The organism is Streptomyces sp. NPDC025784 (assembly GCF_055558435.1).
In genome coordinates, this window is the sequence record NZ_JBVHMN010000002.1 from 498,763 (window position 1) to 514,460 (window position 15,698).

The following is a 15,698-nucleotide window of genomic DNA, read 5'->3' on the forward strand; positions in this document are numbered from 1 at the left end:
GCCGGGAGCCCGTACGGCGGCACGGTCAGACGATGTTGGCCTCGCGGCGCGGCGCGTCCGCGGCGAAGCGGTCGGCGCTCAGCGGACCGACGTCGACGAAGGGGGCACGGCCCAGGTAGAGGTCGCGGACGACCTCGCCGACGGCGGGCCCCTGAAGGAAACCGTGGCCCGAGAACCCGGTCGCGTACAGGAAGCGGGAGAGGGAACGCGCTTCGCCGATCAGCGCGTTGTGGTCCGGCGTGACCTCGTACAGGCCTGCCCAGCTGCCCGTCCTGCGCAGGTCGAGCAGGGCCGGAGCCCGGTACCGCATGGCCTCGTACAGGCGGGGGATCCAGCGGTCGTGCGTCCGGGTCGAGAAGCCCGGCGTCTCGTCCGGGTCGGACATGCCGAGGAGGAGGCCGGGGCCCTCCGCGTGGAAGTAGAGACTGCTGGTGAAGTCGATGGTCATGGGCAGGCCGGGGGGCAGGCCCGGGACGGGTTCGGTGACGGCGATCTGACGGCGCAGCGGCTCGACCGGGAGCTCCACGCCGGCCATCGCGCCGATGCCCCGTGACCAGGCGCCCGCGGCGCACACCACCGTGTCGGTGGCGATCCGTCCGAGGTCGGTGAGCACGCCGGTGACGGTGTCGCCGTGCGTCTCGATGCCGGTGACCTCGCAGTGCCGCAGCAGGGTCGCGCCGTGGCGGCGGGCCCCGGCCGCGTACCCGTGGACCACCGCCTCGGGTGTGCAGTGCCCGTCGTCCGGCGAGAAGGCCGCGGCCAGCAGCCCGTCGGTGCTGATCAGCGGGGACAGCCGGCGCGCCTCCGCCGGGTCGATCAGCCGGCTGGGCACGCCGAGCTCGTTCTGCAGCCGCACCCCGGCCCGGAACGCCTCCACCTCCTCGGGCTCGGAGAGGAGGAACAGATAGCCGACGCGGTGCAGGCCGATGTCGTGGCCCGGTTCCTCGGCGAAGCGGGCGAACGCCTCCAGACTGCGGGCGCCGAGCTGGATGTTGAGCTCGTCGGAGAACTGCGCCCGCACCCCGCCGGCCGCGCGCGAGGTCGACCCGGAGGCGAGTTCGTCGCGCTCCACGAGCACCACGTCCGGCACCCCGGCGCGGGCCAGATGGTAGGCGATGCTCGTGCCGATGACCCCGCCGCCGACGACGACCACACGCGCGGTTCGGTTCACGGCCGTGCCTCCTGGGCCCGGGCGGCCTCGATCACGGCCCAGGCCGCGGCGGCGTCCTGGACGCCGAGTCCGACGCTGTTGTAGAAGACGATGTCGTCGCGCCGGGTGCGTGCCGTCCGCCGGCCGGTGAGGACGGCGCCGAGCGGGATCAGGTCCTCACGGTCGAGCCACCCCTCCCGCAGGGCCCCGACCACCGGCCCGGCGTGTTCCGCCGCGGTGCCGGGATCGTCGACGACGACCGCGGCGGCCCGTCGCAACACGTCCGTGTCGACCTCGCTGCGCGTGGGTTCGAAGGACCCGACGCTGACGACCGTGCAGCCCGCCGCCAGCCGTGCGCCCCGCACGACGGGCGTGGCGCTGAGGGTGCAAGCCGCCACCATCGGCAACCCGGCCACGGCCTCGTCGGCCGAGTCGACGGCCTCGACGAGGATGCCCAGCTCGGCCGCGAGGCGCCGGGCGGCGGCCTCCCGCCGGCCCGGGTGCGGACTCCACAGCCGTACCGACCGCAGGTCCCTGACCTGTGCGACGGCCCGCGCGTGGGCGAGCGCCTGGGTGCCCGAACCGAGGATCCCGAGCTCCGTGGCGTCGCGGTGGGCCAGCACGTCGAAGGCGACGGCGGAGGCCGCGGCGGTGCGCAGCGTCGTCACCGCGGTGCCGTCCATGACGGCGACGAGCCGGCCGGTGACCGGGTCGAGCACGTTGATCACCGCGTGCACGGTGGGCCGTCCGGCCGCCGCGTTGCCCGGGTTGACGCTGCCGATCTTGGCGACCGCCCCGGTGCCGGCGGACAGCCGCGCCAGATACGCGAAGACGACGCTGTCGTCGAAGCGGCTGGGGTGCATGATCTTGCCGGGCAGCTCCGCGGTGCCGTCACCGAGCGCGGTGAACGCCGCCCGCTGCGAGGCGATCGCCGCGCCGGGGTCCAGCAGCCCGGTCACCCGCGCACGTGACAGATACAGCGGTCCCGCCTCGTCGACGTCGTCCTCGGCGTGTTCGGTCATTCCTCAGTGATAACCGTCTTCGCCGATCCGCAAAAGATCGCGTCCGCCCAGCCGTCCCCGTCCAGGTGGGGCAGGTAGTGGTCGAGGCGCTCCCGCTTGGTCAGCAGATAGGCGAGGTTCTCCTCGCACGGCGGGATCAGCAGGGGCACCTGCTCGGCGACCTTGATGCCGTGCCGCAGCAGGGCCTCCCGCTTGCGCGGGTTGTTCGACAGCAGGCGCACCGAGCGCGCTCCGAGGTCGTGCAGGATGTCCGCCGCCACGCGGTAGTCGCGGGCGTCCACGGGGAAACCGAGGGCGAGGTTCGCCTCGACGGTGTCCAGCCCCTCGGCCTGGAGCTTCATCGCACGGAGTTTGCCGATCAGGCCTATCCCGCGCCCCTCGTGGCCGCGCAGATAGACGAGGACGCCGCGGCCCTCGGCGACGATGGCGCGCAGCGCGGCGCCGAGTTGAGGGCCGCACTCGCAGTGCGTGGACCCGAAGGCGTCTCCGGTCAGGCACTCCGAGTGGAGCCGCGTCAGCACGTCCCCTTTCTTCAGGGAGGCCAAGTCCCCGTACACGAGGGCGACTTGTTCTTCACCGCGGTCGTGGTCGAAGTAGCCGACGGCATGGAAATCGCCGTACTTGGTGGGCAACGGGGCGATCACGGCTCGTTCGACACCTGAGAGAGGGGCATTCCCGTCGAGTACGCCAAAGTTGTCTGTCATGATCTGGTTCCTAAGCAGAGTCGAAAGGGCCGTGGAAATATGAGTGGTTCGGGAACGCGCTCGACGGTATCCGGTCTGTTGCCGCTGGACACCACCCAGGACGTGAAGGAACGGGGGGCCGGTGTCACCCGTCAGGTCGCCGTTCTTCCCGTCGGCAGCTTCGAACAGCACGGCCGGTTCCTGCCGTTGGCCACCGACACGCTCGTCGCCTGCGCCGTGGCACGGGAGGTTGCCGCCGCCTATCCGGTCCATCTCCTTCCTCCGGTGACGATCTCCTGCTCGCACGAGCACTCCGCCTGGCCGGGGACCGTCAGCATCTCCGCGGTCACCCTGCACGCGGTGGTCCGGGACATCGCCGACTCGCTGCGCCGTTCCGGCGTCGACACCCTGGTACTGGTCAACGGACACGGCGGGAACTACGTCCTCGGCAATGTCGTCCAGGAATCCGCCGGCACCGGTACCCGCATGGCGCTCTTCCCGGCCGTGGAGGACTGGGAGGCCGCGCGTGAACGGGCCGGTGTGCAGACCTCGTTGCTCAGCGACATGCACGCGGGAGAAATCGAGACCTCCATTCTTCTGCACGCCCATCCGGAATGCGTGGGGGACGGTTACGAATCCTCGGATTTCCTCGCGGACGACCGGCGTCATCTGCTCACCCTCGGGATGTCCGCCTATACCGATTCCGGTGTCATCGGCCGGCCTTCGCTGGCTTCCGCCGAGAAGGGGAAGGAAATACTGGCCGCGCTGACCGACGCCTTCGGAGCATATTTCTCGCTGCTGACCTCGCCGACGGCGTCCTTCGGCGAACAGGCTCCGGCGGACGGGACCTCGGCGGTCGACGGGCCGTGAGCGGTGGTTGATCGTCGGCATCGGTCGCGCCCTCCTGCGCTCTCCTCCCGGGGGCGCCGGAGGGCGGCGCCCCACCGGACGACCAGGACGACGAGGCCCGGCAGGCTCGCCGCGAAGCTGAGCACTCCGTAGACCACGGCGACGGTCAGGCCCATGCTCGCGCCGAGCCCGGCGGCGCCGAACGCCCACGCGGTGACGCCCTCCCTGGGGCCCCAGCCGCCGACGTTCAGCGGCAGCCCCATGGCGAGCAGGGCCAGCAGCGCCAGCGGCACCAGCCGGGCGGTGGACGCCCCGGATCCGGCGACCCGGGCGGCCACCACGAACATGGCCACGTGTCCGGCGAGCACGGCGAGGGACGAGAGCAGCACGCCGGGCCAGCTTCCCCGGGCGAGCAGGGCGCCCCGCGCCTCCGCCAGGGTCGCGCGGGCGGCTCGGAACCGCTCGGTGCGACCGGGCGCCCGGCGCCTGCGCGCGGCGCCGACGGCCACCGCACCGCACACGGAGACGATCGCCAGGAGCAGTGCCAGCCGCCGGGTCTGTGTGAGGACGGGTGACGGCTGCGTGGCCAGCACCGCCGCTCCCACGGCCACCAGCACCAGCTGTCCGGCGGTCCGTTCGAGGACGACCGCCCGCACGCCGCGGCCGATGTCCCCGGCGCTCTGCCCGTGCCGCACGGCGCGGTGCACGTCGCCGAGGACTCCGCCGGGCAGCGCCGCGTTCAGGAACAGGGCGCGGTAGTAGTCGGCGACGGCCGCGCCCAGCGGGAGCCGGATGCGCAGCGCGCGTGCCACCACGGACCAGCGCCAGGCGCTCAACACCGTCGTGAGCAGGCCGATTCCGAGCGCGACGAGCAGCGTCGTCGCGTCGATCCGCCGCAGTCCGTCCAGGAAGACGCCGGTCCCGAGCCGCCAGAGCAGCACGGCGAGGATGACGACTCCGGCCGCCGTGCCGAGGTGCGTGCGTACCCGGGGGGAGCCGAGGCGGGCGCGCACGGCGGCCGGAACTCCGCGCCGCCGGACGGCCTCACGGCCGCCGTCGCCCGCTGCCTCGTTCACCGCACCGCCCACCGGGACGTCGACACCCGCGCGGATCGGAACGACGTCGGCCCCCGTGTGCTCGCCGAGCGCGTCGCGACGGGCGCGGATCAGGTCCGCGCGGGCCTCCTTGACGCGGGTCCGGTCGGCTATCGCCTCGATCCCCACCGACTCCAGTCCGGCGCTCACCGCGCACCGCCCGGCAGCGCCAGGAGGTCGCTGTGGTGGACCACCACCCTCGACTCACCCGTGGTGCAGGCCTTCAGGCGAGACGTCAGATACGACTCCGCCCGGGCCGCCAGCTCGGGACGCTGCTCCACGGCCGCGCCGACCCAGCCGCGCAGCCACTCCTGGGCGAGCTCGGCGTCGTCGGGGCCGAGCCGCCAGGGGCTGGGGTGCACCCGTACCGTCGCGCCGTATCGTCCGAAGGCTTCGCAGGCCGTCGTGACGGCGTCCGGTCCGGTCAGTTCGCCACGGCGCTGGTGGGCGTTGAACGCCTCGGCGATCTCGGCGTCGAGCGGGTCGGCGGGTGTGAGTTCGACCCGTCCGACGACGGACAGCGTCAGCAGGGCCGGGACACCGGCGCCGGCGCAGGCCGCGGCGAGCCGGTCGATCTCGTCGGCGGTCAGCACATCCAGCAGGGCGGAGGCCGTCACCAGCGAGGCCCCTTCGAGCGCGTCCGCGGTGAGCCGGCCGATGTCGCCGCGCTGCGTGGTGACCGAGACATGGCTGCCGTCGGCCGCCGCGCGGGGCGCTCCGGCGGTGGCGAAGTGCAGCAGGTACGGGTCACGGTCGTGCAGCACCCAGTGCTGGGCGCCGTCGAGCCGGGGAGCGAGCCAGCGGCCCATGGAGCCGGTGCCGCAACCGAGGTCGTGCACCACCAGGTCGCCGCGCCCCGGCCGGTTCGCGAGCCGGATGCGCAGCGGGTCGAGCAGGTCGTGCGCCCGCGCCGAGGCGTCGGCCCCCTCCCGCAACCGGAGCCACTGCGGTGCGTATCGAGTCACGTCGTCGGCGTCGGCCGTACGCGCACGCTGACCGGGCACAGCGGTCCTCCCCGTCGTCTCCGGCACCCCGGGCACGGCCGTGCCCGGTTCGGGAACCCCCGCGGGGGTCGTCGCCGTGCTCATGCCGCCCTCCGGGGTTCCCTGGGCAGCCGGGACAGCACGCCGGCGAGACTGCGGGCCGTGGCGGCCCAGCCGTCGAGCGCGGCGCGCCGGCTGCGGGCGGCGGCCTTCAGGCGGCGGCGCACGTCGGCCTCGCCGAACCAGCCGCGCAGTTCCACGGCGAGCGCCGCCGGGTCCTCCGGCGGTACGAGGATTCCGGGCACCCCGCCGTCGGGTGCGCGTCCGACCGCTTCGGGAAGGCCGCCGACGTCGGTCGCCAGTACGGGGATCCCGCGGGCGAGCGCCTCGGTGACGGCCATGCCGTAGGTCTCCGCGTAGGAGGTGAGGACCATCAGGTCGGCGGCGGCGTAGCTCGCGTCGAGTTCCGCGCCGGCCTGCGGTCCCGCGAGGTGCAGTCGGTCGCCGAGGCCGTGCCTCTCGATCAGGGCGCGCAATCGGGCGACGTACGCCGGGTCCTGGGTGAGTCCCCCGACGCAGACGCAGCTCCAGGGCAGGTCGGTGACGGTCGCGAGGGCCTCGATCAGCCGGTGCTGTCCCTTGCGCGGGGTGACGGCGGCGACGCACAGCAGGCGGGAGACGCCGTCGGTGCCGGGGGCGAGCGGCGCGATGTCGGCGCCGGGCGCCGCGACGTGGACGCGGTCCGGGGCGAGGCCGTGGTGGGAGACGAGGCGGCGTACGGCCCAGTCGCTGGTGGCGACGACGGCCGGTACGGCCCGCAGCGTCGCGCGTTCGAAGGCGTCGAGCTCGGCGGCGACCGCGGGCGGCAGCCCGGTCTCGTCGCCGAGCGGCAGGTGCACCAGCACCGCGAGGCGCAGCCGTTCGGCCTCGGGCACGACGATCTCCGGGACCCCGCAGGCGACCAGGCCGTCCAGCAGGACGACGGTGCCGTCCGGGAACTCGGCCAGTGTCCGGGCGAGTTCGGTGCGGGCGGCTGCTTCGGGCCGGGGCCAGTCGCCCGGGACGGCGTGCCGGTGCACCTGCCAGCCGAAGCCGGGCAGGTCCAGGCAGAGCCGGCGGTCGTAGGCGTTGCCGCCGCTCGGCGCGGCCGGGTCGTCGACGCCGCCCGGCATGACGAAGTGCACGGAGCGCAGTGACATGGGGATGATCTCGGCGTTCTTGAGTGCCGTGTGCCGCACGGGCCGGTAGTTCAGGGACATCTGGTCCCTGGGCCCGGACGCCAGGCTCCGGTTCGGGATCGCCTGGTCGAGGGTCGTGTCGGTCACAGGGCACGCTCGTAACTCGCCCAGGCGATGTGCGACTCGTGCAGGGTGACGGTGATGCCGGACAGGCCGTGGGCGCCTTCGCCCAGGGCGCCGGCGTGCACGCGGTCGGCGAGCCGGTCGGCGATGACCTTGGCCAGGAACTCCGTCGAGGTGTTGGTGTCCTTGAAATCGGCTTCGTTGTCGAGGTTGCGGTAGTTCAGTTCGCTCACGACGGCGCCGAGTTCCTGCGTGGCCAGTCCGATGTCGACGACGATGTTGTCGTCGTCCAGCTCGGCGCGACGGAAGGTGGCGTCCACCAGGAACGTCGCCCCGTGCAGGCGCTGCGCGGGGCCGAAGACCTCGCCACGGAAGCTGTGGGCGATCATCAGGTGATCGCGGACGGTGATGCTGAACAACGGACGACCCTCCAGGTGCGGTGCGTCTGATCCCCTGCCGGGGCACGTCGTGTAGTACGGCTGCCTGGTTCTCCTTGTTCAGCCGCCCGTTCCCCTTTCTTCGGAGTCCTCGGAGGTCAGGCAGCTTGCCGCGGGCTCAAACGTCGTCGTAGACCACGCGGTGGCACAGGCCGGGTATGGATCCGGCGGCGAGCTTCCCCATGACGTCGGGCAGTTCACCGAAGGCGCACTCGCCGGTGACGAGCGCGTCGAACGCCGGCTCGGCGAGCAGTTCCAGGGCGAGCGCGAGCCGGTCGGCGTACGTCCTGCCGGAGCGGCGGGCCGGGGAGACGGAGCCGACCTGGCTGCTGCGGACGACCAGGCGGCGCGAGTGGAAGGCCTCGCCGAGCGGCAGGCTGACGCGCCGGTCGCCGTACCAGCTCAGCTCGAGCACGGTCCCCTCGTCGGTGAGGAGCTCCAGGGACCGGGTGAGCCCGGCCTCGGTGGCGCTGGCGTGCACGACGAGGTCGCATTCGCCGGCGGCGTCCCCGGGCAGCGCGAAGTCGACGCCGAGCGCCCGGGCGATGTCCGCCCGCGACGGGTCGGCGTCGACGAGCTGGACCCGTACGCCGGGGAAGCGGGCGAGCAGCGCGGCGACGGAACAGCCGACCATGCCGCCGCCCACCACGGCGATCCGGTCGCCGACCAGCGGAGCCGCGTCCCACAGCGCGTTCACCGCGGTCTCCACGGTCCCGGCGAGCACGGCGCGCGGGGCGGGCACGGTGTCCGGTACGACCGTCACCGCCTCGACCGGGACGACGTAGTGCGTCTGGTGCGGATACAGGCAGAAGACGGTGCGGCCGAGCAGCGACTCGGGTCCTTCCTCCACCTGGCCGACGCTCAGATAGCCGTACTTGACCGGCGCGGGGAAATTCCCCTCCTGGAACGGTGCACGCATCGAAGCATGCTGGCTTTCCGGAACGCCGCCGCGGAAGACCAGGGTCTCGGTGCCCCGGCTCACCCCGGAGTAGAGCGCGCGCACCCGCACCTGCCCCTCGCGGGGCGCGGGCACGGTGACTTCGCGGATCTCGCCGTGTCCGGGAGAACCGAGCCAGAAGGCCCGGGCTGTGAGTTCCATGAGCGTCCCCCTGAACGATTCAGCAGATCTTCACGTACGGAGCGGTGACAAGCCGCGCACTGTACGCGGCGTTGATCGACTCTGTCATACGGCCGGAGGATGTGCGGTGGCCCTGAACAACACGTACGACGCGAGGCTTCCCCAGCAGGAGACCATCGTGGGAGCCGGTGTGCAGCTCGTGCTGCTGGCTCTGCTGGGCACGGCGATCGGTATGGGGCCCGCGGGCTGGCTCACCGGTCTGGCCTTCGCGATCGCCACCTGGGCGGTGCTGACCCGGGCCCTGCGCCGTTCACAACCCCGCTCCTTCGGTCCGGCCAACCGGGTGACGCTGGGCCGCGCGATCCTGGTGGGCGGGGTCACCGCGCTGGTCGCCGACTCGTTCCAGAGCTCTCCTCCGGTCAGCCTCCTGGTCGGTCTGACGGCGGTCGCGCTGATCCTCGACGGCGTCGACGGCAAGGTCGCCCGGCGCACCGGTACGTCCTCCGCCCTGGGTGCCCGCTTCGACATGGAGGTCGACGCGTTCCTGATCCTGGTGCTGAGCGTGTACGTCGCGATGTCGCTCGGCCCGTGGGTGCTGCTGATCGGCACGATGCGCTACGCGTTCGTCGCGGCGGCCCGGGTGCTGCCCTGGCTGAACGCCGCGCTGCCGCCGAGCATGGCACGCAAGACGGTCGCCGCGATGCAGGGGATCGTGCTGCTCGTCGCGGGTGCCGGGATCCTGCCGCGCGCGGCGGCCGGGGCGGCGGTGCTGCTGGCCCTGGCGCTGCTCGTGTGGTCGTTCGGCCGGGACGTCGTGTGGCTGTGGCGCCGTGGCGGCCAAACGGTCGCGGCGGCGCACCACGGCGCCGGAGCGGATCGCGACGACCGGGACGCCGGCGCGTACCGGCCCGCCGCCAGGGTGCTCGCGCTGTCGGTCAGCTCCGCCTCCCGGCCGGTACCGGCGCGTTCCGAGGGTTGATGACGTGCCAGAACAGGTCGACCCCGTTGGTGTCGGCCGGCTGGACGTCGTCGGTGTACCAGTACAGCGGGAAGCCGTCGTACGTCACCTGGTTCCCTCCGTCGGGCCGGGGGACGGTGCCCAGCGTGCCGGCGATGCCGGGCGGGAGGCGGAGTTCGGCGCCGGGCGGGCTGAGCAGCGGCTTGCGGGTGTCCGTGCAGGGGCCCACGCAGGTGACGGTTCCGGAGCCCTCCGGGTCGAAGCGGTAGAGGGTACGGCCGTTCGGGTCCGTGAGCACGCGCCCCATCGTGTCGGTCTCGGCGACCATGACGGTCAGCCGGGGCGGCTCGGGTGCCGCCATCGCGGGGTAGGGCAGGCCGAAGCAGGACGCGAACGCCACCGCGGCCAGCAGGGGGGTGACCGGTCGACGCATGATGCTCTCCTCGCTCTGTCGCGGCCTCGGGACCTGTCGCGCGTGCCGCACGGGCCTCGGTGGTTGTCCCGGCCGGGACCTCAGTAGGTGATCTTGACTCCGCTGACCGTGTGGTTGTCCGTGCGGCCGCCGTCGGCGCCGCCGAACCGGGTCAGCACGTTCTGCGGCAGGTCGGTTCTCGATGGCCGCGACGACCGTGTTCCCGGCCACCAGCGGCTGGGCGTGGACCTGGCCGTCCACGGCGGTGGAGAACCGTCGGCCGAAGTCGGAGGCGGCCACGTCCGAAGGAGCCAGGCCGGGCTCGTCCGGTCCCAGCCGGTGCGCAGGTTGTCGACCGAGACCGTGGTCGCGTCGGCGGCGCGGGCGTGCGTGGTGGCGGCACGGGAGGGTGCGCCGGCGGCTGACGTCGTGGCGGCACGGGAGGGTGCGCCGACAGTGTGCGCGGGCGGGGTGGCGCTCCGAGCCGGCGCCGCGGCATGGGCCGGCGCGGACGCGCCCAGGCCCAGCAGGAGACCGCTCGTCAGCAGGGCGAGCAGCCGACGTCCGGCCCGTGGTCCGCGCCTGACGCGCATGTCTCCACCTCGGTGCGTGAGTGTCGAGGACGGAGACCGGCCCGTCCCGCCGGCGATCATCGTCAGCGGGACGGGCCGATGTTCATACGATTTCGCGGCGCAGCCCGGTGGTGTTCACCCCGACAGGCCAAGGCAGAGGCACGGGCGGGGGTCCGGGCGGCGGGGTCAGCCGTAGGTCTTGATGAAGGTCTTCACCTCGTCCCACACGGACGGCTGTTGCTGCAGGATGTCGCTGCCGTGGGCGGCGCCGGCGACCATCTCCAGCCTTTCGCCGTGCGACTTCTTCGCCAGCTTGTGCAGCGTGCGGGCGTCGTCGGCGAACCGTCCGTCGCCCGAGGCCGCGAGCAGACAGACGGGCATGGTCAGTTCCGGCACGGCCTTGGTGGCGTCCATGTCGCCGTACAGGCCCGGGCCCGACAGCGATACGACCGCTGCGACGGCCGGTCTGATCCTGGCGGCGGCGACGAGTGAGGCGGTGCCGCCCTTCGAGGCGCCCATCAGGACGACCTTCCGCACTCCGTCCTCGCGCAACCGGGCGGCGGCGCCCTCGATCTCCGGGACCTCGGAGGAGTTGCTGTTCACGGCGAGCACGCGGTAGCCCGCGGCGGCGAGTTCGTCGGCGGAGGGGATCCAGGAGCACACGTCGTTGTTCGACTGGTGGGACAGGACGATGCCCGTGGTGCCGGTGCCCGTCTCGTAGCCGTCGACCTCGTTGCCCTCGGTGTCCTCGAACGTCGTGGACCTCTTGAGCTGCTTGCCCGCCAGACAGCCGAAGTCGTTCGCCGCCGACTCCGAGGGGCTCGCCGTCGTCCCTCCGGCGTCGGCGTCCTCTCCCCCGTCCCCGCCCCCTCCGCAGGCGCTGAGCACCAGTACCCCCGCGCACGCCAGTGCACGGGCAGCCCGGACCGATCCGTTCATGCGTCGCTCCCCCGTCATCTCGGTGAGGACTTGCCTGGCCCGCATCATGGCAGCTGGTCCAGACAAATGGACCGGGGTGCGCGGAAGTCGATCCACGCACTCCGGTCCCTCGGGCGGGGGTTCCCCGTAAGGAACGGGGCCGGTGGTCTCAGGACGCGACGCGCCTACCCGGCGCCTGCGCGTCGGGATGGTCGAGACCGAGGTGGTCCCGCAGGGTGGTGCCCTCGTACTCGGTGCGGAAGACCCCGCGTTCCTGGAGCAGCGGGACCACGGTGTCGGCGAAGGCGTCGAGGCCGCCCGGCGTGATGTGCGGGACGAGGATGAAGCCGTCGGCGGCGTCGGCCTGGACGAAGGAGTCGATGGTCTCGGCGACGGTCGCCGGGGTGCCCACGAAGGACTGGCGGCTGCCGGTCTCGATGACCAGGTCGCGGATCGACCAGTTGTTGGCTGCCGCCTTCTCGCGCCATTCGCGGGCGGTGGCCAGCGGGTCGCGGTACATCCGTACCTGGGCGCGGCCCCGGGCGACGGTGTGCTCGCCGAGGTCGGGGTCGATGTCGGGCAGCGGGCCGTCCGGGTCGTAGGCGGACAGGTCCCGGTTCCAGACGAACTCCAGATGCTTGATCGCGGTGGCGCCGCTGACCTGGAGGCGCCGTACCTCCCGGGCCTTCTCCCGCGCCTCCTCGTCGGTGTCACCGAGGACGAAGGTGGCGGCGGGCAGGATCAGCAGCTGGTCGTGGCGGCGGCCGTAGCGGGCGAGCCGGTTCTTGACGTCCGTGTAGAACGCCTGGCCCTCCCGGAGCGTGCTGTAGCGGCTGAAGATGGCGTCGGCGTCGGCCGCGGCGAACTCTCGGCCCTCGTCGGAGTCCCCGGCCTGGAAGATCACCGGGCGGCCCTGGGGGCTGCGCGGGACGTTGAACTGCCCCTCGATGTCGAAGTGCTGTCCCCGGTGCACGAACGCTCCGGCCCGCGCGTCGCGCAGGAAGGTGCCGCTCGCCTTGTCGGTGACGATCTCGTCGCCGCGCCAGGAGTCGAAGAGCTCGTGCGCGGTGCTCAGGAACTCCCTCGCCCTGGAGTACCGCTCCTCCTGCGGCAGGAACCCGCCACGGCGGAAGTTCTCGCCGGTGAACGCGTCCCAGGAGGTGACGACGTTCCAGGCGGCCCGCCCCTCGGAGAGGTGGTCGAGGCTCGCGAACTGGCGGGCCACCTCGTAGGGCTCGTTGAAGGTCGAGTTGATGGTGCCGGTGAGGCCGAGGCGTTCGGTGACGGCGGCGAGCGCGCTGAGCACGGTGAAGGTGTCGGGCCGGCCCACGACGTCCAGGTCGTAGATCTCGCCGCCCTGTTCACGCAGCCGCAGCCCTTCGGCGAGGAACAGGAAGTCGAACTTGGCGCGTTCGGCGGTGCGCGCGAAGTGGGCGAAGGAGCTGAACTCGATGTGGCTGCCGGCGTCCGGGTCGCTCCATACGGTGGTGTTGTTGACGCCGGGGAAGTGGGCGGCCAGGTGGATCTGCTTCAGGGGCTTGCTCATGGTCGTACGGTCCCTCCGGCTCAGGCGGTGACGGCGTAGCGGTTGGCGGGGCGGGCGAGGCCCAGCAGCCCGCGCAGGGTGGCGGCCTCGTACTCCTTCCGGAATGCGCCGCGGCGCTGGAGTTCGGGGACCAGGCCCCGGGTGATCGCCGGGAGGTCGTGCCCGGCGACGGCGGGCCGCAGCCGGAACCCCGACAGACCCGCCTCCGCCAAGTCCTGGAGGAGATCCGCCAGCTGAGCGGGGGTACCGGTGAAGATGCGGGCGTCGCTCGTGTACGGCTGTCCCGCGAGCGAGTCGAGGCGCTCACGGCGGGCCACCGCGGTGGACTCGTCGTCGTCCAGGAACACCACCAGGTCGCCGAAGAGATGCAGCGGCTGAGCGGCGCGCCCGGCGGCGTCCTGTTCCGCCCGGACCGCGGCGACGACGGCGCGCGCCTGTCCGGCGTCGTGCGGGGTGACGTAGCCGAGATCGGCGGAGCGGCCCAGCAGCCGGAACGGCGCGCCCGTCCCGGTCTCGTGGGCCAGCGCGCTGACCAGGGGCTGACCCTGCGGCGGGCGGGGCGTGACAGACGGGCCCTTGACGCTGAAGTGCCTGCCCTCGAAGTCGATGTAGTGGAGTCTGGCGCGGTCGATGAAGCGGCCGGTGGCGGCGTCGCGGATCTCCGCGTCGTCCTCCCAGCTGTCCCACAGCCGGCGCACCACCTCGACGTGATCGGCGGCCTCGTCGAAGAGTTCGGTGCTCAGTTCTCCGACGGCCGGGCTCTCCAGGTCTTCGAAGCGGAACGCGGGGAAGGCACGGCGGCCGAAGTGTGCGGCCTCGTTCCTGCGCGCGGACACCTGCACCCGCAGGCCGGCGCGGCCGGTGCTCACATAGTCGAGCGTCGCGATCGCCTTGGAGATGTGGAACGGCTCCGTGTGTGTGGCCACCACGGTCGGCACCAGTCCTATGCGGCTGGTCAGGGGTGCGACGCGCGCCGCGATGAGCACGGCGTCGAGACGGCCGCGGACCTGGTCCGTGCGCGCGTCGGGTTCGGTGAAGCGCGAGGACTGAAGCCCGAGGGCGTCCTCGATGGTCACAAAGTCGAGCAGGCCGCGCTCGGCCTCGGTGACCAGGTCGGTCCAGTACGAGGCGGTGAGCAGGTCCCGCGGGCGGGCCACCGGTTCGCGCCAGGCGGCGGGGTGCCAGCCCGCGCCGTCGAGCGCGACGGCGAGGTGCAGCACCCGGGTGCCTTCGGAGGAGTCGGCGACGGCTGCGGAGGGAGCAGGGGAGACGGAGGAAGCGGGCAACGAAGACGCTGAGGACACGGAGGGGTGCCTTCCTGATCGACCGTACGAGATCACCGGGCCCGCGACGGCGCGGGCCCGGCGGCTGGGTGACAGGTCAGGGACGACAGAGCGCGGCGGCCACGCGCTGAAGGTCGATGTGGGGCCGCGAGTGGAGGCGCACGCGGCGGCGCGGGGCGATCACGGGCGTACGGAGACGGGACGTCCCTGGCATCTCCGTCGCCTCCGTCCTGCCGGTCCGGCGGGCCCGGGGCCGCGCCGGCATCGTGTCGTCGTGGTGCTCAACACCGGGATCGCGCCGTCTGTTCCGGAACACGTGCGCCCCTGCTCAGGAGTTGTCGAGGGGCAGTCCGGGCGGGTTGACCTCGGAGGTGGTGACGGCTTCTTCCGAGAGGTTCCAGGCGGACAGCCACTTCGCGTACTGACCGTTCTCGATCAGGTGGTTGACGGCGTCGGCGATCGGTTCGGCCAGACCGCTGTCCTTCTTCGTCGTCGCGGCGATCAGGCCCTGCAGCGATGCCCCGGCGCCGGAGAAGGTGCCGGCGCTGCGCGTCGGCGTGGGCGATTTGGCGGTCTGGGTCACGTGGTAGGCGACACCGGGGTTGGCCGCGAAGTAGGCGTCGATCTTCCCGCCGTCGAGCGCCAGATAGGTGCTGTTCTTGCTCGCGAAGTGCTTGACGGTGAGCCGCTTGCCCTCCTGCTCGAGCCTGGTCTGCCACTCCAGGAGGATCTTCTCCTGGTTGGTGCCGTTGTCGACGGCCACGGTCTTGCCGGCCAGGCTGCGGTAGTCGCCGCCGAAGTTCCACTTGCTCGACTTGAGCACCTCGAAGCCGACGTCGTCCTTGCGGTAGGAGGCGAAGTCGTACTTCTTCTTGCGCTCCTCGGTGTCGGTGATGTTGGCGAACGCGACGTCGACCTTGCCGCTGTCGATGCCGACGAACATGTTCTCCCAGGTGGAGTTCTTCAGTTCCGGCTCCAGCCCGAGCACCGCGGCGACCAGCCGGCCGAAGTCGGGTTCCGCGCCGGTGAGGGTCTTCTGGTCCGAGCCGACGTAGGCGAGCGGCGGGAAGCCGTCGGGCAGGGCTCCGACGCCGATCGTCAGCCTGCCGCTGCGGCGGACGGACGCGGGCAGCTCCTTGCTGATCGACTTCACCTCGGTGACCTTCAACTCCGCCGTTTGCGCGGCGCCGTTGGACAGCCGGCCCACGGTCACCGTGCCCGCGGCGTCGGTCGTGGTCGCGGCGTCGCTGTCGCCTCCGCAGGCGCTCAGGGAGGCGGCCAGGGAGACGAGCGCGGTGGCCGCGGTGACCCCGCGTAGGAGGCTGCGTCGGGAGAAGTGCGTAGGCATGGCTGTCCTTGTCGCTGGGTGAGGGTGGGCGTGATGTGACCGTGGGGGGCCTGACGCCGGGTGG

General features: G+C 72.5%; 16 protein-coding genes and 1 pseudogene. 2 read left to right on the forward strand and 15 right to left on the reverse strand.

Translation table 11 applies throughout. The features are described 5' to 3' along the window. Positions 1-25: 25 nt before the first annotated feature. From ACZ4IF_RS08235 to ribA, 3 genes are read right to left on the reverse strand one after another with little or no spacing between them, the layout of a single operon-like run. The gene (locus tag ACZ4IF_RS08235; RefSeq protein ID WP_467560689.1) at positions 26-1,171 is read right to left on the reverse strand and encodes an NAD(P)/FAD-dependent oxidoreductase; all 1,146 of its coding nucleotides are present in this window, start codon (positions 1,169-1,171) and stop codon (positions 26-28) included. Continuing rightward, positions 1,168-2,172, reverse strand: a complete 1,005-nt coding sequence (locus ACZ4IF_RS08240) for an ornithine cyclodeaminase family protein (protein WP_467560691.1) — start codon at positions 2,170-2,172, stop codon at positions 1,168-1,170. The genes ACZ4IF_RS08235 and ACZ4IF_RS08240 overlap by 4 nt, the downstream gene beginning before the upstream one ends. Further along, on the reverse strand, positions 2,169-2,876 hold the full coding sequence (gene ribA / locus ACZ4IF_RS08245) for a GTP cyclohydrolase II (RefSeq protein ID WP_359503475.1): 708 nt from the start codon (positions 2,874-2,876) through the stop codon (positions 2,169-2,171). The genes ACZ4IF_RS08240 and ribA overlap by 4 nt, the downstream gene beginning before the upstream one ends. A 39-nt stretch (positions 2,877-2,915) precedes the next feature. Between ribA and ACZ4IF_RS08250 the strand changes: the two genes are divergently transcribed. Further along, entirely contained in the window at positions 2,916-3,725 is an 810-nt protein-coding gene (locus ACZ4IF_RS08250) for a creatininase family protein (protein WP_467560694.1), read from the forward strand. A gap of 164 nt (positions 3,726-3,889) precedes the next feature. On the opposite strand, the pseudogene ACZ4IF_RS08255 reads toward ACZ4IF_RS08250, so the two are convergent. The 5 genes and pseudogenes from ACZ4IF_RS08255 to ACZ4IF_RS08275 all read right to left on the reverse strand — a co-directional run. After that, positions 3,890-4,948 (reverse strand): annotated as a pseudogene (locus ACZ4IF_RS08255) (lysylphosphatidylglycerol synthase transmembrane domain-containing protein); the annotation flags it as partial. Further along, entirely contained in the window at positions 4,945-5,886 is a 942-nt protein-coding gene (locus ACZ4IF_RS08260; RefSeq protein ID WP_467560696.1) for a methyltransferase domain-containing protein, read from the reverse strand. The pseudogene ACZ4IF_RS08255 and the gene ACZ4IF_RS08260, both read right to left, overlap by 4 nt. Then, a complete protein-coding gene (locus ACZ4IF_RS08265; protein WP_467560698.1) occupies positions 5,883-7,106 on the reverse strand; it encodes a glycosyltransferase family 4 protein in 1,224 nt (407 codons plus the stop codon). Before ACZ4IF_RS08265 ends, ACZ4IF_RS08260 begins: the two co-directional genes overlap by 4 nt. Next, on the reverse strand, positions 7,103-7,501 hold the full coding sequence (locus ACZ4IF_RS08270; RefSeq protein ID WP_028805644.1) for a 6-pyruvoyl trahydropterin synthase family protein: 399 nt from the start codon (positions 7,499-7,501) through the stop codon (positions 7,103-7,105). The genes ACZ4IF_RS08265 and ACZ4IF_RS08270 overlap by 4 nt, the downstream gene beginning before the upstream one ends. A 136-nt stretch (positions 7,502-7,637) precedes the next feature. Beyond that, positions 7,638-8,618 (reverse strand): zinc-dependent alcohol dehydrogenase, encoded by a 981-nt coding sequence (locus ACZ4IF_RS08275; protein WP_467560701.1) that lies wholly within the window; start codon positions 8,616-8,618, stop codon positions 7,638-7,640. 106 nt (positions 8,619-8,724) lie between these two features. Here ACZ4IF_RS08275 and ACZ4IF_RS08280 point away from each other — a divergent pair, with 106 nt between their 5' ends. Beyond that, complete coding sequence (locus ACZ4IF_RS08280; protein ID WP_467560703.1) at positions 8,725-9,576, forward strand: CDP-alcohol phosphatidyltransferase family protein; 852 nt, start codon at positions 8,725-8,727, stop codon at positions 9,574-9,576. Here ACZ4IF_RS08280 and ACZ4IF_RS08285 read toward each other — a convergent pair. From ACZ4IF_RS08285 to ACZ4IF_RS08315, 7 genes are all read right to left on the reverse strand, one after another. Next, complete coding sequence (locus ACZ4IF_RS08285; protein WP_359503484.1) at positions 9,533-9,988, reverse strand: COG4315 family predicted lipoprotein; 456 nt, start codon at positions 9,986-9,988, stop codon at positions 9,533-9,535. The two genes, ACZ4IF_RS08280 and ACZ4IF_RS08285, sit on opposite strands and share 44 nt — an antisense overlap. An 80-nt stretch (positions 9,989-10,068) precedes the next feature. Beyond that, positions 10,069-10,560, reverse strand: a complete 492-nt coding sequence (locus tag ACZ4IF_RS08290; RefSeq protein WP_467560705.1) for a hypothetical protein — start codon at positions 10,558-10,560, stop codon at positions 10,069-10,071. 165 nt (positions 10,561-10,725) lie between these two features. After that, entirely contained in the window at positions 10,726-11,478 is a 753-nt protein-coding gene (locus ACZ4IF_RS08295; protein ID WP_467560707.1) for an alpha/beta hydrolase family protein, read from the reverse strand. Between the two features lie 148 nt (positions 11,479-11,626). After that, positions 11,627-13,003 (reverse strand): NtaA/DmoA family FMN-dependent monooxygenase, encoded by a 1,377-nt coding sequence (locus tag ACZ4IF_RS08300; protein WP_467560709.1) that lies wholly within the window; start codon positions 13,001-13,003, stop codon positions 11,627-11,629. A gap of 20 nt (positions 13,004-13,023) precedes the next feature. Beyond that, a complete protein-coding gene (locus tag ACZ4IF_RS08305; protein ID WP_467561122.1) occupies positions 13,024-14,220 on the reverse strand; it encodes an LLM class flavin-dependent oxidoreductase in 1,197 nt (398 codons plus the stop codon). Between the two features lie 163 nt (positions 14,221-14,383). Continuing rightward, positions 14,384-14,551 (reverse strand): putative leader peptide, encoded by a 168-nt coding sequence (locus ACZ4IF_RS08310; protein ID WP_425589258.1) that lies wholly within the window; start codon positions 14,549-14,551, stop codon positions 14,384-14,386. A 63-nt stretch (positions 14,552-14,614) separates the two neighbouring features. Beyond that, positions 14,615-15,634 carry an ABC transporter substrate-binding protein gene (locus tag ACZ4IF_RS08315; protein ID WP_467560711.1) on the reverse strand — a complete coding sequence of 340 codons (1,020 nt, stop codon included), beginning with the start codon at positions 15,632-15,634 and terminating at the stop codon, positions 14,615-14,617. Positions 15,635-15,698: the final 64 nt, after the last annotated feature.